This is a genomic window from Phenylobacterium sp., assembly GCF_035276905.1.
In the GTDB taxonomy this organism is placed as follows: domain Bacteria; phylum Pseudomonadota; class Alphaproteobacteria; order Caulobacterales; family Caulobacteraceae; genus Phenylobacterium.
Genome location: NZ_DATELG010000336.1, coordinates 1 through 18,368, shown reverse-complemented (window position 1 = coordinate 18,368; position 18,368 = coordinate 1). Strand labels below are relative to the sequence as shown.

Below are 18,368 nucleotides of genomic sequence, written 5' to 3'. Positions count from 1 at the left end.
CCGCGCCGTGCGCCTGGAACACCGACTTGGCGATATCCAGACCGATGGTGGTAATCTCGCCCATGGGCGCCTCCCTCGAGTGAAGCTCAACACCTCACTCTGGCACGCAGATGCCGTCGGGGGGCGTCCACCCCATCACCTAAGCGGACGAGTCGCGCGCACCACCGATCGAGTATTTTCGTGGCGCAGCGCAGGAACGAAAACGAAAGAGAACGCGAACGTCAGCGCACGAAATTTGCACCGCTAGCGCCATAACTCTTTGATTTTTTATAACTATCCGTCCAGTCCGTCAACGCCGGCCGCGCCTTTGTTGGCTCGGACCCGTCGCAAGGCTTGCTGAAGGTTCTCTCGTGTCAGAGCCGCGGCGAGCAGCCCTGACCCTGCGCCGTCCGTGCCGCGTCGCGGGCGGGACGCTTCGTCAAGGTCACGTTCGCCTGGGGCTTCACCCCTGCGGCCACGCGGCCTCCCTGATTGCTCAGGCATCTGACGCCTTTTGTCCCGCATCGACCCCGGTGGCCGGTGCTCCCTCTCGTTCGGCCCTTCGCTTCGGCGACCTTGATGGTCGCTTCCCCTACTACGGCCTCGGCTGACTTCTCGCTCCGGCTCGACACCGTCGCCCGTTCAGGCATGAGGCGAGATCTCCCCAGGTAAGAATGCTGTCCGTCACTGCACGACCGCCGAGTTTACGTCGCTCCCCCTTGATCACGAGAGCTTCGCGGTCATTTGCCCGCTCGCCCTGGTCGGCGACGCCTCATACCCAGTTCTTGTCCATCGGCCCGCAGCTTCGCTCCACGCTTCCTCCCCACACTCGGTCGCCCTCGTGCAGTTGCGCTTCGCTTGGCTCACCGTGATCAGCTCACCGCAGGACTCCCACCTGCAAGACAGCGCCCATGCTGGGCGCACAAACCGGCGCGAGCTGAGCTCGCGCCGGCGATCGATCCTCAGTATTTGTAGCCGACAGTCACGCCGTACGTCGCCGGCATGCCGGCGTACCGCACAATGGCGTCGGACCCGCGCACCGCCGAGTTCCAATAGTACTTGTTGGTGACGTTCCGACCCCAGACGCTGGCGTTCCACTTCCCGGTGGCGCTTTCCACGCCGGCCCGAAGGTCCAGAAGCGCGTAGCCGTCGATCTCGAAGTTCGGCGCCGGCTCGACCCCGCCCGAGGTGCTGCTCTGGAAGCTGACCGTGCCGCCGACGAAGGCCTGCACGTCGTTGTTCACGTCCCAGCGATACTCGACGTCCGTGGCGCCAGACCACTTCGGCGTATCCGGGAACGCCTGCCCCTTGAAATCGACCACCTCGCCATCGGACGCGAAGTTGATGAAGCTCTTGGTGATCTTCGAGTCCGTATAGGCGACGCTCGGCGAGATCCGAAGACCCCGCACGGGCAGCCAGACGGCGCTCAGCTCAAATCCGGTGACGCGGGACTTGGGGATGTTGAGCAGTGTTTCCAGCGCGCCGATCGGCGGGATGACGGTGAAGCCGCGGATCTGCTTGTCGGTGTAATCATAGTAGAAGGCGGCGCCGTTGAGCTGCAGCGTGCGATCGAGCAAGGTCGATTTGAAGCCGGTTTCGTAGGCGAGCAGGCTTTCCTGGGTCACCGGCTGGACCTGCCGCGCGAGGAACACGGTGAGCAGGGGGAAGCTGCCTGCCTTGTAACCTTTGCTGACGTTCGCGTAGACCAGCGTGTCGGGCGTCACCGAATAGTCGAGTCCGACCCGCCAGGACACGTTGTTCTGGTTCAGCTTGTCCACGATCAGCCCTTGCGTGCCGTCGGCCCGGAACGAGACGCATTGGCCCGGCACGCCGCCGAGGAAGGCCGCGAACGTGCCGTCGCCCGAGTCCATGGTGCAGCCCCGATAGCTGCGATCCGCCTCGGTGTAGCGGATGCCGGCGTTCAGCTTGAGCTCCGGCAGGAGCTTGTAATCGAAATTCGCATAGATCGCCTTGGTGTCGACCCCCTGCTTGTTCTGATTGCGGGAGGTCTGGGCGACGATGCGCTGGGTGCTCTCCCGCAGCTGGATCAGGACGTTGTCGAAGATCGAATCGTCCTGGTAGTTGGCGCCGACCAGCCAGTGGCCGGCGCTGCCGATCGGACCGGCGATGCGGAGTTCTTGGAAGAGGCTGGTGATGTAGCCCGTGTTGGTGATGAAGAAGTTCTCGACGGACGTTCCATCGACATCAAGCGGCTGATAGCGCTTGAATTTCTGATAGGACGTGATCGAGGTTATGGTGATGTCGTGATTGAGCCGGTATTCGATCCGGCCGGCCGCCTGGTAGAAGCGGTTGTTGTTTCCGAGCGACTTGTCGGGATCCCAGTCGGCGGCGCGCGCATCCGCCGGTGCGAGCGGAGCCGCGACGAAACCGGGGGTCAGCAGGCTCGGACCGCCCACTGAGGGCACCTTGGCCACGATTTGAGGCGCCTGCGAATCCGAGCGGTCGCGCCATCCGTTGAGATTCAACGAGACGGTGAGCGCATCGATGGGCTCCCAATCGAGCAGCAAGCGGCCGAACAGCTGGTCGCGCGCGCCGTTCGTGTCGTTGCGCGTTTGGCTCTTCTGCCAGTCGCCCGATTGCAGCGAGCGGACCGCAAGGCGACCTCTCAGCGTGTCCGTGATCGGGCCGCTGACGTAGCCGTTGACGTCGGCGGTGTTGAACCGGCCGTAGCTGACGTTGGCGCCCGCGGCGAGGTCGCTCGTCGGCTTCGCGGCGATGTAGTTGATCGCGCCGCCGGTCGAGTTGCCGCCGAACAGCGTGCCCTGCGGTCCTTTGAGCACCTCCACCCGGGTAAGATCGAGCGCGGCGCCCAGCGTCTGGGTCGAATAGGGCAGCGGCACTTCATCGACGTAGACGCTGACGGCGGGCCCCGCCGCGAGGCTGCTCTCCTGGTAGCCGACGCCGCGGATGGTGTAGATCGGCGAGCCGTAGGCGGTCTGGTTGAAGCGGAACCCGGGAACGACCTTGGTCAGTTGCGAGGTGTCGACGACGCCCAGGCGGGTGAGCTGCTCGCCCGAGGCCGCCGTGATCGACATGCCGACGTCGTTGATCGATTCCTGACGCTTGTTGGCGGTGACCACGACCTCGGCGACGCTGTTTTCCTCGCGCGCCGGCTCGGCCTGCGCTGCGGCCGAAGTCTGTGCATGGGCGCCCGTCGACATCATCGCGAGCGAGGCGGTCGCCAACAAGAAAGCTCGAGTTGTAGCTCTCATTCTCTATCCCCTTTTTGGTATGGTTCGAACCCAAGGTCGGCGAAGGTGAAGCTCGCCGGGCGGGGAGACGCGCTCGCTCAAGCGGTATAGATCGAGCGAATTGACATCCCGCAACAAAAGATAAGTTCACCTCACAACAATATTTGCCCGAACACGTTCGTGTTTCTCAACTTATACATGCGCATCTATCCGCCTGACCCGGCGCCTACACATGTCCGACCGTTGTCTAACACCGGACGAGCGCGAGTCGCGTTGCATTTGTCACTGATCGGCCTGCCCCCCGACAAAAGTCGACTCAGTTAGTCGAAGATATTTAACATGTTCAGTACCGAAGGCACGCTTAGGCGTTTTTGCAAATCTGTCAAGCGGCTATCAAACCGCCGCGGCGACGCGGGACTATGCGCCCTTCTCGTTACCCAATCCCTGCCGCGAAGAGAGGCTTTCGCCTTGCGATTTCAGGGCGCCGCCGCCCTAGCGCGACGGAGCGCCGGCGCCCCCGAGGTCGCGGTTGCCCCAAGCCGTGAGACGTCATAGTGCTCCGGACCCCAGTCCTTGCGGAGGTCCGTCGTCCTAGATGCCGCGAAAGTCGTCGGAGACCGGGCCGCCGGAGCCCCCCTTCCGCCAGCTCGGCCTCACCGAGGAGATCGTCTCCCAATGGCGGGGTCAAACTCCCGGGAGCGATCACCTTGCACATGCGATCGGCGTGGCGGTGACCCGCCTGTGCATTCTGAATGAGCACTTCGTATGGCGGACCTGCAAGGAGCTGGACGTCACCGCGGGCGGCCTGAGGCTGCTTTACGCCCTTCGGCGCGTCGGGCCGCCTTACGCCCAGCGGCCCACCGACCTCTACCGGCTTCTCGGCGTCACGTCCGGAGCAGTCAGCTACACCATCAATCTGTTGAAGAAGCGGGGGCTGATCGAACCCGCCGACGATCCGCGGGACGGACGCAGCTATCTGCTGAAGCTGACGGAGGCGGGCGTGAGGCTCGTCGACGGCGCCGTCGTGCTGAGCGCCAGGATGGCGAGCCAGGCCAATGCCGATCTCACGCCGGAAGCCTTGCGCGCCACCGCGGAGAACCTGCTCCAGCTCGCGAAGAGTTGGGAAAAGGCGGTCGACGCCTATGAGGCGGCTCCGACGACGGAGACCGCCTGAAGGCGCGGCGGCGCAGCGCGAACGCCGTGATCGATCCCGAAGTTCGTCAGACGCCGCCGCGGGCCCGATGCGAACTTCGGAATCGCGTGTCAGATCAGGTGCGAGCGGCGTAGCCCGCGATGCATCGCCCGGTTTCGGCGTCCAGCAAGGCGTTGCCGGCCACCAGCTCCACGCGATAGGGCTGGTCGAAGGCGACGCCCACGGGATCCTCGCCGCGGGCCACCTTGGCCGCCTGTTGACGGAAGAGGCGGCGCATCATGCCCATGCCCTTGTCGCCCGCCACCAGATGTTCCTCGCTGTGCAGGCTGATGTCGCCCTGCCCTTTCTGTGCGGCGTAGTCGGTCTGCCAGTCCTGGTGGTCTTCCAGCGACCATTCCAGGAAGGGCTTGCCGTGCTTGGGGCCCCAGTCGTCGCTGAGCATGCCGACAAGATCGAAGGTGCGGAACTGGTTCTCGCCCTTGCGCACGCGGACCAGGTGATACTGCACGAAGTTGGTGTCGTCCGTGGGCACGGTCCAGCCGAGATTGGCGGGGCCGAGATCCTCGTCCGTGATCCCGGGCGTGCCGTTCATGTTGGGCATCAACACCTGGCTCACGCGCTGGTGGACGGCGCCATCGGGCAGCCTGCGCTTCTGGATGCTGATCACGCCGTCGCTCAGTTGCTCGAAGCGAACGTCGGGCAGGATGCCCAGGTTCTCGCTGAACTGCACGCCGTTGATCATGTTGTGCAGGACCACGACGTGGAACGGGTCCATCCAGTTATCGAACATCTGCCACCAATTGTAGTCGGTGCGCGCGGCGACCTTCGGATGCGGTCCGTTGGCGCCGTAGGTGGTGCGCGCGACCACGAGTTCTTCGTCCTCGCCCAGGTTCTCCTCGATGGAGAAGACCGGGAACAACGGTTGCCGTTCGGGCGGGCCCATGTAGGTGAAGACGATGCCGAACTTCTCGAGGACCGGATACCAGGGCTGGCGAACGGACTTGCGCACCGGGCTGTTCGGCTCGCAGGGCGTCTCCAGCAGGTGTCCTTCCGGACTGAACAGCCAGCCGTGGTAGCAGCAGCGAATGCCGCTCTCTTCCACCTTTCCGTAGAGCAGGCTCGTACCGCGGTGCATGCAGCGCGGATAAAGCAGGCCCGCCTTGCCGCTGTGATCGCGAAACAGGATGAGGTCCTCGCCGAGGATCTTCACCTGCTGGGGGCGTGACGTCACATCGGCGGACAGCGCCACGGGCTGCCAATAGCGACGAAGCAGTTCACCGCCCAGGGTGCCCGGCCCGCAGCGGACCAGGTCCTCATCGGGCGTCGCCGGGGGGCGACCGTACGCTCTGCCGTCGGCGGTCATTGGCTGATCCATCTCAATCCTCCCATAATATCTTAAATCTAAGATAAATGGTTCGCCGCCGTCAAGCGCGAGCGCTGTGCGACACAATGGACCTTGAGTGTAGGTACAAATACGACCTGTGCCGGCGCACGTTGTCCGAAGTAAAAGTCTCCGCGCAGCAAGCTACGCGCGCGGATTCGCGGAAGGCGGAGCCCGCGCTCGCCCCCGTCGATTTCCAGGCGTATCCGCGGCGTTCAGCCGGCGACCGCCGACCTCAGCTCGCGGGCGCCGCGCGCGAGCAGCCCGACGTCGGTGCCGACCGAGACGAGCGCCCAGCCCTCGTCTTGGCGGCGACGGGCGTCTTCCAGGTCGAGCGCGAAGATCCCGGCAGGTTTGCCGGCGCGCGCGATGCGGGCCCTGGCGTCGGCGATCACCGACTGCACGGCCGGGTGGCGCGCGTCGCCGAGATGGCCGAGGCTGGCGGCGAGGTCGCCGGGGCCGACGAACAGGGCGTCGACGCCGTCGACGGCGGCGATCGCCTCGATCGCCTCGAGGCCGGCCGCGCTCTCGATCTGCACGATCAGGCAGGTGCGTTCGTGCGCGGTCTGGAGATAGCGCGCATCCGCCCCGAATCCGGAGGCGCGGCTCGTCGCGCTCGCCACGCCGCGGACGCCGCGGGGGGGGAATCGCGTCGCGGCGACCAGGTCGCGCGCCTGCTGCGCGCTTTCCACCATGGGAACGAGCAGGGTCGCGAAGCCGATATCGAGATACTGCTTGATCACCGCCGGCTCGCCCACGGGAACGCGGGCGATCGGCTCGGCGGGGTAGGCCTGCACCGCCTGCAACTGGGCGAGCAGCGTCTGCAGCGTGTTCGGCGCGTGCTCGCCGTCGAAGAGCAGCCAGTCGTAGCCTGAACTGGCGCAGATCTCGGCGGTGTAGGCGTTGGCCAGCGCCTGCCACAGCCCGATCAAAGGCCGTCCCGCGGCCAATTTCTCCCGGAAGGTCATGCGAAGCGTACCGAAATAGCGCCCAGCGGGCCGTAATCGACGTGGAAACTGTCTCCCGCCTTTGCGAAGACGGGGGCGGTGAAGCTTCCGCCGAGCACGATATGGCCGGCCTCCAGCCGTTCGTCGTGCGGCGCGAGCTTGTTCGCAAGCCAGGCCGGCCCGTTCGCCGGATGATTGAGCACCGCTGCGGCCACGCCGGAGTCCTCGATCACGCCGTTGCGGTAGAGCAGCGCCGACACCCATCGCAGGTCCAAGGCGTCCGGCTTGATCGGACGGCCGCCGAGCACGAGGCCGGCGTTCGCCGCATTGTCGGCGATGGTGTCGAACACCTTGCGCGTGACGCCGCTGGCCGTGTCGATGCGCTCGATCCGCGCGTCGATGATCTCGATCGCGGGGGTCACATAGTCGGTCGCGTTCAGAACGTCATAGATCGTGACGTCGGGACCTTCGAGCGGCGTCTTCAGGATGAAGGCGAGCTCCACCTCCACCCGCGGCTCGATGAACCGATCCACCGGTATGTCGCCGCCGTCCCTGAACAGCATGTCGTCGAGCAGGGTCCCGAAATCGGGCTCGTTGACGTTCGACGAGCGCTGCATGGCCCGGCTGGTCAGTCCGATCTTGTGGCCGATGACCCGGCGGCCGCGCGCGAGCTTGCGCGCCACCCAGGCGCGGCTCACGGCGTAGCCGTCCTCCAGGGTCATGGACGGATGCGCCAGCGAGAACTGGCCCACCTGCGTCCGGTCGCGTTCGGCCGCGTCGAGGCGACCGGCGAGGTCTTCGATAACCGCGGGGCTAAGCGCCATCAGCCCTGCCCTCCGAACCGGCGGTGGATGCTGTTGTGCTTCCACCCTTCGGCCTCCTCGACATACATCGACAGCGCCAGCGGCCGGCGCTCGAACAGGTCGCCGAGGAAATCCTTCACCGCGGCGAAGAGCTGGTCGAAGAAGGCCTTCCGGAAGGCCTCCGAGCGGCCCACGCCCATCTTCACGTCGATGTTGATGAAGGCGTCGTCGGGCCCGGCCCCGTCGGCGATGACATAGTCGCTCAGGCGGATCGCCCGCACGCGGATGCCGCCGACCGGGAAGACGCCGGTCGAGCGCAAGCGCATCTCGTCGGCGATCAGCCGCAGCAGGGCCGTCAACTCGAACGCCCCCTCCAGATTGTCGGTCCATTCGACCGTTGCGTGAGCCATCAGGCGACTTCCATAATAGCGGCCACCGCGGTGGTGGCGAAAATCGGGATCGGCTCGGCGTACAGCACGCGCCCCTTGCCCCGGGCGGCGGCGGCGGCGGCGACATAGGTGCGGATCTCGAAGCCGCCCTGCCCCGCCTCGGCGTAGACCTCCTCGTCCGAATAGGCGGTCAGGGCGGCGCGGTCGTTCGCGGTCCAGCGCGCCAGGAACTCGCGGTCCCAGGCCTCGTTGATGCGCCCGCTGTCCGGCGTCGCCGGCCAGTGAGAGATGCCGCCCGTGCCGATCAGCGCCACGCGCTCTGGCCGGGCGTCGGCCGCGCGGCGCAACGCCTCGCCGAACGCCCAGGCGCGATGCAGCGGCGCCAAGGGCGGCCCCTGGCAATTGATGTTCGCGGGAATGACCGTCAGGACGTTCTCGGGATCGAGGAAGTGCAGCGGCACCATGATGCCGTGGTCGAACCGCCATTCCTCGCAATAGGCGACGTCGACGGTCTGCTGCACCTCGGCGATGATCGCTTGCGACAGGGCGGCGTCTCCGCGGACGAGGCGCGGCGGAATCCGCAGCCAGCTCGGGTCCTCGATCGGGCCGTCGTAGCTGTCGCTCATGCCCAGGGCGAAGCTGGGCATGTTGTTCATGAAGAAGTTCGCGAAGTGCTCGGCCGCGACGATGATCAGCGCGTCCGGCCGCGACGCGTGCAGCGCTTCGCGCATCGCGCTCAGGGCCGCGTAGAAGGCCTCGCGCGCCCCGGGATCCGCCCGATCCGCGCGCGCCGTCGTCCCCGGACCGTGGGTGCATACCCCTGCGAACACCAGGCTCATGCGCCGGCGACCTTCTCATCTGGGCGGGTGGTCATGGCGTAGATGCCGGCTCTCACCGGCCCATGCCGCGTCACCCCATCCCGCATCCGCTGAAGATAGTCGGACCACTCGATGCCGCACAGCGCCGCGTAGTGCATCAGGATCTGCCCGTTGACGCCAAGGACGTAGAGCAGGCCGATGTCCGGGCCGAGCACCGCGCCGCGCTCCTCGTCGGTCATCGGATACTGCGCGACGACCGCTTCCGGATCCTTGGCGAACGCCGCCTTCACCGCTTCGTCCCGGTTGAGCTGATAGAGCAGCTTGGAGACCTGGTAGAGGCTCATGACGCCACCACCCGGTTCACGAGACGGCCCACGCCCGACACCTCGGTGACGACCTCGTCCCCCGCAGCCACGAAGCGGACGCCGTGAGGCGTGCCCGTCAGGATCATGTCGCCAGGCATCAGGGTCATGAAATCGGAAAGATGGGCGATGAGTCCGGCCACGGAAAGGATCATGTCCGCGGTCGTTCCATGCTGCACTTCTTCGCCATTGATCCGCGTCGACAGCTTGAGCGCCTGCGGATCGCCCACGTCGGCCGCATCCACCAGCCACGGGCCGATCGGCGTCGTGGCGTCGCGGTTCTTCACGCGCGCATTGGGGCGATAGTAGTTCTCGAGATACTCGCGGATCGCATAGTCGTTGGCGACCGTATAGGCCGACACGTGGCGCAGCGCGTCTTCCTCGCGCACCTTGCGGGTCGGCCGGCCGATCACCGCGACGAGTTCGCACTCGGGGTGCATCTGATCTGCGTCCGCCGGTCGCGGCGTCGCGCCCTGATGGCCGACGAAGGTATTGTGGCCCTTCAGGAACACCAGGGGCGTCGCCTGCTTCGCCGCGAAGCCGAGCTCCCGGCTATGGTCGGCGTAATTGAGGCCCAGCGCGAAGACGGTCGCGCCAGCGGTCACCGGGGGCAGCCAGGCGGCCGCGTCCGCCGCCACATAGCCCCCGCCCGGCAAGTTCAGCGCCGCGCCGTCGTCGGACACCGTCGCCCAGACCAGCCGCCCGCCGTGAAAGATCTGCGCCCGCCTCATGCCTGAGCCTCGATCCGCGTGCTGAGCGTCGGCAGCCCTGAGGCGGACACCGTGATGGACTGGCCAGCGCGCGCGATCGGCGCGTCATCCGGCAGGCCGACGAGCAGCAGATCGCCCGCGCGCAAGGTCATGAAGTCGGAGAGGTCGCGGACCAGCCTGTCCACGGGGCGGATCAGCCGCGTGAGCGACCAGCGGTGCGCCTCCTGGCCGTCGATGCACGTGACGATCTCGACCTTGGCCAACGCCTCGGCCCAGGGCCCGAAGTCGCCGAGCGGCAGGAAACCGTCGCGGCAACGCTGGCGTATGGCGGGCCGATAAAAGTCGCCGCCCGGCTCGCCGACGTCCAGGGCCAGGCACGCGGCTCCGATCGCGGCCGAGGGCGAAACGCCCGGCCCGCAATCCGTTGCGAACAGGAGCCCGAGGGTGGGCGCGATCTCGACCGCCGACAGGTCCTCGGGCAGCGGCGTCGCCGCCCCCTGCCCCCGCCAGCACGTGCGAGGCTTGATGGCGACGACCGGCGCCTGGGGCGGGGCGTTATACGGCGCGGCCGACAGCGCCGGCCCCAGCCGTTCGAGCGCGGCTCTGTCGTTCAGCGCGATGCTGTAAGCGGTACTGAAGATCACCGGCGCCTCCTTCGGCCCACGGATATATTTAACATGATAGGTTTGCAAGTACGCCGTCGACGCGCGCAGGGCTCGGAAGTCGGTAGCCCGGATTGAGCGTTGCGGCTTGAGGCGCCAAAACGCCTCAAGCCGGATTCAAAGCCCTGGCCTTATCCCCGAGAACGGCGCGGCGCTTGAGTAGCGGCCTCTCCCTCGCCGCACCACTCAGCGGCGCGGGAAGCCGCTACTCATCGACATTAAGCTGTTCCATCGCGTGCACGAAATCACCCAGATCGACCTGGAACTTTGCCATCCTTCGCGGGCCGAACGCCTCTGCATATCGCTCCATCACGCGTCGAACGTGAACCGACGTCTCGGCTATGAGTGACCGACCCGCCGGAGAAATCTCGACCACCGAGCGGCGCGCGTCGGCCGGATCGATCGATCGCTGGATGAGCCCACGCTCAGACAACTCTTTCAGGATGCGTGTCACGCTCGGGCCATGAAGGAGCGCCAGATCTGCAATTGTGCTTACGTCCATTGCGGCCTTTTCCGAAAGCACTCGCAGGACACGCCATTGCTGTTCGGTGACGTTCGCAGTCCGCAATATCGGCCGAATCGGGCCCATCACGGCCTCGCGGGCGGCTAGGAGCCTCCCAGCAAGAGAAGCACGATAGGGCGGAAGAGTACGGTCAGGCTTCCTCATCACGGATCCGATGGCATATCCGCGCCGGCCACACAATCGTTACTTAGGCAAATCAAGACCAATGCCAGCTTCAGCTTATCGCGCTTGATCCCCACGCTTGCGCTCGGACTCGCGAAGCGCCTTTCACGCCCCAACGGCTCACCGTTTGCCCACAGGTTGGGCAGCGTCGATGCCGGCCTCGCAAGCTGACCTTGCTCATGGCCTCGTCGTTGACGCCGGTTATTTAACATGTTTTGCTTCTTCGCTGCTCCGAGGTCCCTGGATCAAGTTCGCATAGAGCGAGCGCCCAAGGCTCTGCGATCGTGGAGCGCATTGAAACGCTTGTATTAAAGCGCAAAAAAGGGGAGGGAAGTCTCAATGCGCATAGGCAAATTTGAACGTCTGGCCATACGCTCGCTGCTCACTGGCAGCATTTGCCTAACGCCGCTGGCGCTTCATGCGCAGTCTATACAGACCCCGCAGCAAAGCAGACTTGGCTCGACCGACACGACTCCTGTTACGCACGAAGCTCCCCCTTCCGGGAATACATTGGGCGAGATTGTTGTCACCGCCCAAAAGCGCGAGCAGCGCCTGTCGGATATTGGCATTGCGGTAAGCGCGCTGGGGCGCGAGGACATCTCCGCCATCGGCCGTCAGGACGTGACGGCCCTGACGACGAAGGTGCCGAACCTTCAGGTGAACCAGTATTCACCCACCATTACTGTTTTCAATATCCGAGGCGTCTCCCAGAACGACTTCGCAGACTCACAGGAGGCGCCGATCGCCTTCTACAACGATGAGGTCTACGTCGCGCAGCTCGGCGCGATCAGCGGGCAGAATTTTGATCTGGAACGCGTGGAGGTGCTGCGCGGCCCGCAAGGAACGCTGTTCGGGCGCAACGCCACGGGGGGACTGATCCAAATCATCACCGCGAAGCCGACCCGCACACTGGACGGCTTCCTGACTCTCACCGGCGGCAGTTACGGACAATTCGCCAGCGAAGGCGCCATCAGCGGACCGCTAAGCGACTCGATCCGGGCCCGACTTTCGTTCACGACCGACAACCATAATGGCTACATCAACAATAGCCTTGGGCGGAGCCTCGGCGGATCGAAATTCTATGCCGGCCGGCTGCAGGTCGCGGCAGATGTCGGAGGAGGCGTTCTGACCGTCAAGGGCCAGTTGTTGCGAAATGATCACGACAGCAACGCTGGCATGTATTCTGCGGGGGTGTCGACCCTGAACTCCGACGGCCTGGGCGTATTCATTGGGCCGAACGACAATCCGTACGGAACCTGCCCTGGCTGCAATCTGCTTGGCTATCAGCCGCCAGCGAATCCGCTCCATGTTGAGGACAATCATCAGCCCGATTTCAACCGGACATATTGGAGCCTGACCGCAAACTACAGCAAAGATCTTGGACCGTTCAAACTCACCTCGATAAGCGACTATCAGAACCTCAAAAAGAACTACACCGAAGATAGCGACGTTTCTCCGATTGAGGCCTTTAACTATAGCACCGCTCAACGGGCCTACCAGTATTCTCAGGAAATTCGCCTTTCCGAGGATCTCCCCACGCTCAGCTGGGTGGCGGGCCTGTACGCGCTTAAAATCCACACTGACAACCACTACATCGCCGACTTCACCGGCATTGGCGGGCCGATATTCAATTACGGCGGCGCCTTGAACACACGGTCCATCGCTGTCTTCGCACAGCTTGAAAAAAAGCTGACCGACACGGTCAGCCTGATCGGCGGCTTGCGCTACTCTAACGACCGCAAGACGCTCGACTATCTCGCGATTGATAGCGGTGACGGTCCTTTTGTGTTCAACAAAAGCACCTATCCCTCCCTAGCGGATCGAAAATTCGGCAACTATTCAGCTAAAGTCGAACTTGACTATCATTTTTCGCCCGGAAATCTGCTCTACGTCAGCGTAAACCGGGGCACAAAGTCCGGCGGCTTTGGAACGCTGTCGCTTCAGCCCATCGATCCGAATGCTATTCCTTTCAAGCAGGAAGTCCTGACAAACTTCGAAAGCGGCGTGAAGCTGACGATGCTTGATCACCGCATGCATCTCGGAGCTTCGGCGTTCCATTACAGATACCATGACTATCAGCTATTCGAGATCATCGGCGTAAACCAGTACGTGGTGAATAGCGACGCCAGGATCACCGGGCTCGAATTGAACACCGACGTCAACCCCGCGCCTGGCCTGACCTTCCAGGCTTTCGCCACCTACCTCGACAGCAGAATCATCGACGTCAGATTGCCCAGCGGGCGCCTTGCCGATCGACGCCTGCCTCAAGCGCCTAGATATTCCGTCGGCGGTACTGCGCGCTACGAATTCCCGCTGGGTTCGGGCACAGGCGCCATTGCAACCGACTGGAAATGGAATAGCTCAAGCTACTTCTCGGCATTTAATGCGCCCGTTGATCTTGAGAAGTCTTACGCAGTCGGCAACGTGCGGGCGACATATTCCCCTCCCGCTGCGAACTGGGAGCTCGCGCTGTTCGTGAACAACGTCGCGGATAAGAGATATCGGATTTACAACCTCGACATCACATCGATAATCGGCATTTCTGAGCAGGTCTACGCCAGGCCGCGCTGGTTCGGCGGCAGCATCACTTATCGACTTCGATAAGAGCGCTACTTGCAGCTATCACACATGGCTGTGGACGGGCTCACGACCTTGATCAAATAAACCCGTCGTCCCGGACGGCCTGCGAGGCCGATCCGGGACCCAGGGGCCGAGCGGACCCGCCCCGGGGTCCCGGCTCTCCGCTACGCTGCGGCCGGGGTGACGAGGATGATGCGATCTGTTGACTCGAATTCGTCGCCCTGTCGATGTGCGCCTTGCGACTTTGGCGGAACAAGACGCTTCCGCGCGTTGACATCGGCCCATCATCCATGATGAAAACCTGACAGTTAACATGTTAAGCGGTTTTCCCGCGGAGCATGGTGGAACTTCGCCCGTTGTGAGCATCTCGTCGGGACCGTGACAGGAGAGGAATGTGAGAACTCAGAGGAGCTTGCCGCGCGCAGCGGCGGCGTTGATCGCATGGGCGCTCGTGGCTGCGCCGCTGAGTTGGGGCCATGCTGCGAGCGCAGCGCCGGCCGTTCATCCGCTGGATTCGCTGAGCCCCGACGAGATCGACCGTGCAACAAGCATCCTCAAGGGGGCGGGACGCGTCGGCGCTGACGCGAAGTTCGTGTCCATCACCCTGCTGGAGCCGCCAAAGGCGGACGTGCTCGCCTGGAAGAGCGGCATGCCTTTCGAGCGCTCGGCCGCGGTCGTCGTCCTGCAGAACCGCAAGACCTTCAAGGGAGCGGTCGACCTGCGATCCGGCCAGGTGAAATCCTGGACCGAAGTGAAGGACGGACACGCCAGCTTCCTGCTGGGGGAAGTGATGGGCGCGACCGACATCGTGCTCAAGGATCAGGCCTGGCAGGCGGCGATGCGCAAGCGCGGCGTCACGGACTTCAGCAAGGTCATCTGCAATCCTCTGTCGGTCGGCTTCGTGCCCGACGCGAAGGATCGCGAGCGCCGCCTGATGAACGTGCCCTGCATGGACACGCATGAGACGAGCAACAACCTGTTCGCGCGGCCGGTGGAAGGCTTGATGGCGGTCGTGGACTTGAACGAGCGGAAGGTGATCCGCTTGATCGACTTGGGCGTGACGCCGATCCCGCCTCCGTCTCCAAAGTACGATTACGCCTCGGTGGAGAAGTTCCGCGCCCCGATGAAGCCGGTGACGATGTCCTCGCCGGCCGGCGACAACTTCAAGGTCGACGGCGGCCAGGTGACCTGGGACAACTGGTCGTTCCATGTCCGACTGGATCGCCGAAGCGGACCGATCCTGTCGCTGATCGCGTGGAACGATCACGGCAAGCCGCGTTCGGTGGCTTATCAGATCGCCGCGTCCGAGATGTTCGTTCCCTACATGGACCCGACGCCGACCTGGTCGTTCAAGTCCTATCTGGACGCCGGCGAGTACGGCCTGGGACTCCTCGCCTCCAGCCTCGCCCCGGGCCGCGACTGCCCTGCGAACGCGCAGTATCTCGATGGCGTGCTCCCCGACGATCTCGGCAAGCCCCTGCCGATGCGGCGCGTGATCTGCATCTTTGAGCGCAACGCAGGCGATCCCGCCTGGCGGCACTCCGAGCCGACGGGCGACGCCGAGAGCCGGCCGGAAGTCGATCTCGTGGTTCGCGCGATCGCCGTCATCGGCAACTACGATTACATCCTTGACTACGTCTTCACCCAGAAGGGCGAGATCGTCGTGCGGGTCGGCGCGACGGGCATCGACGCCGTCAAGGGCGTGCGGTCACAGAACGTCAAGGCTCCCACAGCGCCGGCCGACACCGCTTTCGGATCGCTGGTCGGGCCGGGCGTCGTCGGGGTGAACCACGACCACTACGTCAACTTCCGCCTCGACCTCGACGTGGACGGTCCGACGAACACCCTCATGGTCGATCACCTGGTCCTGAAGGAGGCGCCTCCGAGCTCGACGCGCCGGACCTATTGGCAGGTGGAAAGCGAGCCGCTGGCGACGGAAGGGCCCGTCGAAACTCACGGCCACGACGCCATGGTGCGTATCGTCAACCCGACCAAGACCAATGCGTACGGGAACAACACCGGCTATGTCCTGATGTCCCACCCGGTGTCGTCCTTGCTGTCGGAAGACGATCCGATCCAGGGCCGAGCCCTGTTCGCGACCAAGCCGCTCTGGGTGAGCCGGTACGCCGCGGACCAGCTCTTCGCCGCCGGTGAATTCGTCAATGAAAGCCTGCCGGGCGAAGGACTGCCGAAGTATACGGGCGACAAGGGTTCTACGGTGAACGCCGATCTGGTGTTGTGGTATACGGTCGGCTTCCGGCATGTGACCCGCGCGGAGGACTGGCCCATCATGCCGACGCTCTGGCATGAATTCCGGCTCCGCCCGTTCAACTTCTTCGACCGGAACCCGGCCCTCGATCTCGCGCCGGACTTCGCGAAGAGCGGTCCATAAAGGCAGGGTTGCGCGCAGGCGTCACGACCTCACGTGCACGGCCTGCGCGCCCCGCGAAGCGGGAGAGGGATCAAAATTGTCAATTCGCGCGTCGTGCCGCTAAGAACTGGTATGCCTCGGAAAGCCCTTCTCCCGTACCGCGCATCCCTGGCCGGAACCTTGCTGATCGCGCGGGAAAGCGTCATGGCTCCGATCCGCCCGATCCTTCGCCGCGCCGGCGTCACCGAGCAGCAATGGCGGGTCCTGCGGGTCCTCGATGACGAAGGCGAGCTCGATCCTTCGACCCTGGCCAACCGGGCGGTGCTGCACGCGCCGAGCGTGACCCGGATCTTGAAGGAGCTGCTGGATCGCAAGCTGATCGATCGCTTGCCGGACGCGAAAGATGGGCGTCGTTCTCTCATCCGCCTGACAGCCGGCGGGCGTCGCCTGGTGCAGGAGACCGCCAAGGAGACCGTCGTCATTCTCGACGCCTTCGCCAAGCGTTTCGGCGAGAGCCGGGTGGCGGCCTTGCGCAACGAACTTGCCGCACTCGAGGAGGCGTTGCGCAGCGTGGGCGCTTCCACGGACCCGGAACCCTGACTGCGGGCGTTGCCCGCGCCCGCCCCGTGCCCTGCTTCAATCAGGAATCTGATATCCGCGGCGATGGGCTTCTTGGCGCCCGGGCGCGGCCGTAACCTCCGCGGCAGTCGATCTGCGACAGAGTTGAGACCGCGAAGAGCTGACGCGGCGTCGGAGGAGTCGGGGATGAAGCCGCCGTCACGCCCACAGTCCGCGCTCAGCGAACGCGATCGATTTTACGCAGCCGCGCTCCTCTTCGTGGCGCAGATCTTCGACTACGCGGACCGGCAGGTTGTCAGCGTGCTCCTGCCCGCGTTCAAGCGCTCCCTCGATCTTAGCCTCGTGCAAGCCAGCCTCATACAGGGCTTTGCTTTTTCGCTGTTCTTCGCGCTCGCAGGACTTCCCCTGGGACGCGCCGCCGATCGAATGAACAGACGAAACCTGATGGCCATCGGCATCGTCATGTGGAGTCTTGCGACAGTCGCCTGCGGCTTGTCGCACTCGTTCTGGCAGCTTTTTCTCGCACGCATGTCGGTCGGCGTGGGCGAGGCGACGCTCATGCCAGCTACCGCCTCGTTGCTGGCGGACTATTACGCCGCCAATCAACGCGGACGGGCGATCAATTTCGTCCAATCCGGAGCGTCGATAGGCACGATCGTCGCCACGCTCGGCGGCGGCTGGCTGCTCACATGGTTCGATCGGAGCGGAGTCCTGGCGAGGCTCGGCCTGCCGCTCGAGAACTGGCAGGCGGTCTTCCTGACCCTCGGCGGACCAGGGCTGGTGCTCGCAGCCCTGCTCATGGGAATCAAGGAGCCGCCGCGGCGCGAGGACGCGCCGCAAGCAGACCAAACCGAACGCGGGTTCCTCGACACCTTTCGCAAGCACCCCGCGGCGTTTATCGGCCTCTTCGGCCTGCAGACCTTCGTCACCATGGAGGCCTACGCCATCCTCAGTTGGACCCCGACGATCCTGATGACCTCGTACGGCCAAAGCCCCGGCGCCGCGGGCGCGATCATGGGCCTGATGGTGACGGTATCCGGGTTCGGAGCGTACCTGCTGAGCGGCGTCTCATCCGACCTTCTGATACGCTGGCGGCCACGCAACGGACGGGTCTGGCTTCCAGGCGCGATCCTGCCGTTCGGGATCGCCGCCCTGGTATGGCTGGACCATAGCCGCGGCCTCGCCGGCGCCACGCTGGCGCTGGGCTTGGCGCTCTTCACCGGCGCCGCAATCGCCGCATGCGGCAATCCTGCGCTGCAAGCCATCGTGCCCGGCAAGCAGCGTGGCGTCGCCATCGCCCTCTCCGGGATGATCAACACCTTGGTGGGCCTCGGGATCGCACCGACGATTGTCGCCGCCCGTGCTCAGATGACGGGGACCATGGAACGCGGCCTGCAGCACTCGCTGGCCGTGGTCTGCGTCGCCACCATGGCGGCGGCGATGTTGCTTTGGCCGTTCTTGATCCGCGCCTACGCAAGATCCCGAAATTACGAGTTGGAGGAGCGCGAGCAGCCGCTCGCAGCTCACGGCGCTCGGGCGACGGGCCCGCGGGATACGCAGACTTCGGCTAAGAAGGCGCCGCTGGCGCCGTCATAGCCTAAGTGTCTGCCCCGAAAAGAAGTTGGGTGATATCAGAGGCTTGTGATTCTGTCGGTGTTGCGAAGCATCGACGGAGCGACACATGTGGACCGATACCACCCGGGCAAAGCATGCCCGCAAGGGATTGCGGTATTCAAG

16 protein-coding genes are annotated in these 18,368 nt (G+C 64.6%); 6 read left to right on the top strand and 10 right to left on the bottom strand.

Annotated elements, in window-relative coordinates; all coding sequences use genetic code 11:
* The coding region (locus tag VJS38_RS15970; RefSeq protein WP_324089143.1) for a hypothetical protein at positions 1-247 on the top strand (247 nt) is incomplete at its 5' end.
* A 694-nt stretch (positions 248-941) separates the two neighbouring features.
* Here the strand turns inward: VJS38_RS15970 and VJS38_RS15965 are convergent.
* Positions 942-3,185, bottom strand: a complete 2,244-nt coding sequence (locus VJS38_RS15965; protein ID WP_324089142.1) for a TonB-dependent receptor — start codon at positions 3,183-3,185, stop codon at positions 942-944.
* Between the two features lie 601 nt (positions 3,186-3,786).
* Here VJS38_RS15965 and VJS38_RS15960 point away from each other — a divergent pair.
* On the top strand, positions 3,787-4,365 hold the full coding sequence (locus VJS38_RS15960) for a MarR family winged helix-turn-helix transcriptional regulator (protein ID WP_324089141.1): 579 nt from the start codon (positions 3,787-3,789) through the stop codon (positions 4,363-4,365).
* Between the two features lie 94 nt (positions 4,366-4,459).
* Here the strand turns inward: VJS38_RS15960 and VJS38_RS15955 are convergent, their stop codons facing one another.
* The 9 genes from VJS38_RS15955 to VJS38_RS15915 all read right to left on the bottom strand — a co-directional run bounded on the left by VJS38_RS15955 (position 4,460) and on the right by VJS38_RS15915 (position 11,005).
* Positions 4,460-5,719: a Rieske 2Fe-2S domain-containing protein gene (locus VJS38_RS15955; protein WP_324089140.1), complete on the bottom strand. Its 1,260-nt coding sequence runs from the start codon at positions 5,717-5,719 to the stop codon at positions 4,460-4,462.
* A 221-nt stretch (positions 5,720-5,940) separates the two neighbouring features.
* Positions 5,941-6,657 (bottom strand): HpcH/HpaI aldolase/citrate lyase family protein, encoded by a 717-nt coding sequence (locus VJS38_RS15950; RefSeq protein ID WP_324089139.1) that lies wholly within the window; start codon positions 6,655-6,657, stop codon positions 5,941-5,943.
* A 32-nt stretch (positions 6,658-6,689) separates the two neighbouring features.
* Positions 6,690-7,496, bottom strand: coding sequence for a 2-oxo-hept-4-ene-1,7-dioate hydratase (hpaH, locus tag VJS38_RS15945; RefSeq protein ID WP_324089138.1), 807 nt, complete (start codon positions 7,494-7,496; stop codon positions 6,690-6,692).
* Positions 7,496-7,885, bottom strand: coding sequence for a 5-carboxymethyl-2-hydroxymuconate Delta-isomerase (locus VJS38_RS15940; RefSeq protein ID WP_324089137.1), 390 nt, complete (start codon positions 7,883-7,885; stop codon positions 7,496-7,498). Before VJS38_RS15940 ends, hpaH begins: the two co-directional genes overlap by 1 nt.
* A complete protein-coding gene (locus VJS38_RS15935; protein WP_324089136.1) occupies positions 7,885-8,703 on the bottom strand; it encodes an extradiol ring-cleavage dioxygenase in 819 nt (272 codons plus the stop codon). The genes VJS38_RS15940 and VJS38_RS15935 overlap by 1 nt, the downstream gene beginning before the upstream one ends.
* Positions 8,700-9,026, bottom strand: a complete 327-nt coding sequence (locus VJS38_RS15930) for an aromatic ring-opening dioxygenase subunit LigA (RefSeq protein ID WP_324089135.1) — start codon at positions 9,024-9,026, stop codon at positions 8,700-8,702. The genes VJS38_RS15935 and VJS38_RS15930 overlap by 4 nt, the downstream gene beginning before the upstream one ends.
* Complete coding sequence (locus tag VJS38_RS15925; RefSeq protein ID WP_324089134.1) at positions 9,023-9,775, bottom strand: fumarylacetoacetate hydrolase family protein; 753 nt, start codon at positions 9,773-9,775, stop codon at positions 9,023-9,025. The genes VJS38_RS15930 and VJS38_RS15925 overlap by 4 nt, the downstream gene beginning before the upstream one ends.
* Positions 9,772-10,398, bottom strand: a complete 627-nt coding sequence (locus tag VJS38_RS15920; RefSeq protein ID WP_324089133.1) for a fumarylacetoacetate hydrolase family protein — start codon at positions 10,396-10,398, stop codon at positions 9,772-9,774. Before VJS38_RS15920 ends, VJS38_RS15925 begins: the two co-directional genes overlap by 4 nt.
* A gap of 223 nt (positions 10,399-10,621) precedes the next feature.
* Positions 10,622-11,005, bottom strand: a complete 384-nt coding sequence (locus tag VJS38_RS15915; RefSeq protein WP_324089132.1) for a MarR family transcriptional regulator — start codon at positions 11,003-11,005, stop codon at positions 10,622-10,624.
* A gap of 435 nt (positions 11,006-11,440) precedes the next feature.
* Between VJS38_RS15915 and VJS38_RS15910 the strand changes: the two genes are divergently transcribed.
* From VJS38_RS15910 to VJS38_RS15895, 4 genes are all read left to right on the top strand, one after another.
* Positions 11,441-13,705, top strand: coding sequence for a TonB-dependent receptor (locus tag VJS38_RS15910; protein ID WP_324089131.1), 2,265 nt, complete (start codon positions 11,441-11,443; stop codon positions 13,703-13,705).
* A 370-nt stretch (positions 13,706-14,075) separates the two neighbouring features.
* The gene (locus tag VJS38_RS15905; protein WP_324089130.1) at positions 14,076-16,073 is read left to right on the top strand and encodes a hypothetical protein; all 1,998 of its coding nucleotides are present in this window, start codon (positions 14,076-14,078) and stop codon (positions 16,071-16,073) included.
* 111 nt (positions 16,074-16,184) lie between these two features.
* Positions 16,185-16,652, top strand: a complete 468-nt coding sequence (hpaR, locus tag VJS38_RS15900; RefSeq protein WP_324089144.1) for a homoprotocatechuate degradation operon regulator HpaR — start codon at positions 16,185-16,187, stop codon at positions 16,650-16,652.
* Between the two features lie 165 nt (positions 16,653-16,817).
* The gene (locus tag VJS38_RS15895; RefSeq protein ID WP_324089129.1) at positions 16,818-18,227 is read left to right on the top strand and encodes an MFS transporter; all 1,410 of its coding nucleotides are present in this window, start codon (positions 16,818-16,820) and stop codon (positions 18,225-18,227) included.
* Positions 18,228-18,368: the final 141 nt, after the last annotated feature.

Excerpts from the sequence above, each read along its gene's own strand:
- VJS38_RS15960 (WP_324089141.1), top strand. The coding sequence starts at position 3,787 with ATGCCGCGAAAGTCGTCGGAGACCGGGCCGCCGGAGCCCCCCTTCCGC.
- VJS38_RS15955 (WP_324089140.1), bottom strand. The coding sequence starts at position 5,719 with ATGGATCAGCCAATGACCGCCGACGGCAGAGCGTACGGTCGCCCCCCG.
- hpaH (WP_324089138.1), bottom strand. The coding sequence starts at position 7,496 with ATGGCGCTTAGCCCCGCGGTTATCGAAGACCTCGCCGGTCGCCTCGAC.
- VJS38_RS15940 (WP_324089137.1), bottom strand. The coding sequence starts at position 7,885 with ATGGCTCACGCAACGGTCGAATGGACCGACAATCTGGAGGGGGCGTTC.
- VJS38_RS15935 (WP_324089136.1), bottom strand. The coding sequence starts at position 8,703 with ATGAGCCTGGTGTTCGCAGGGGTATGCACCCACGGTCCGGGGACGACG.
- VJS38_RS15930 (WP_324089135.1), bottom strand. The coding sequence starts at position 9,026 with ATGAGCCTCTACCAGGTCTCCAAGCTGCTCTATCAGCTCAACCGGGAC.
- VJS38_RS15925 (WP_324089134.1), bottom strand. The coding sequence starts at position 9,775 with ATGAGGCGGGCGCAGATCTTTCACGGCGGGCGGCTGGTCTGGGCGACG.
- VJS38_RS15915 (WP_324089132.1), bottom strand. The coding sequence starts at position 11,005 with ATGGGCCCGATTCGGCCGATATTGCGGACTGCGAACGTCACCGAACAG.
- VJS38_RS15910 (WP_324089131.1), top strand. The coding sequence starts at position 11,441 with ATGCGCATAGGCAAATTTGAACGTCTGGCCATACGCTCGCTGCTCACT.
- hpaR (WP_324089144.1), top strand. The coding sequence starts at position 16,185 with ATGCCTCGGAAAGCCCTTCTCCCGTACCGCGCATCCCTGGCCGGAACC.
- VJS38_RS15895 (WP_324089129.1), top strand. The coding sequence starts at position 16,818 with ATGAAGCCGCCGTCACGCCCACAGTCCGCGCTCAGCGAACGCGATCGA.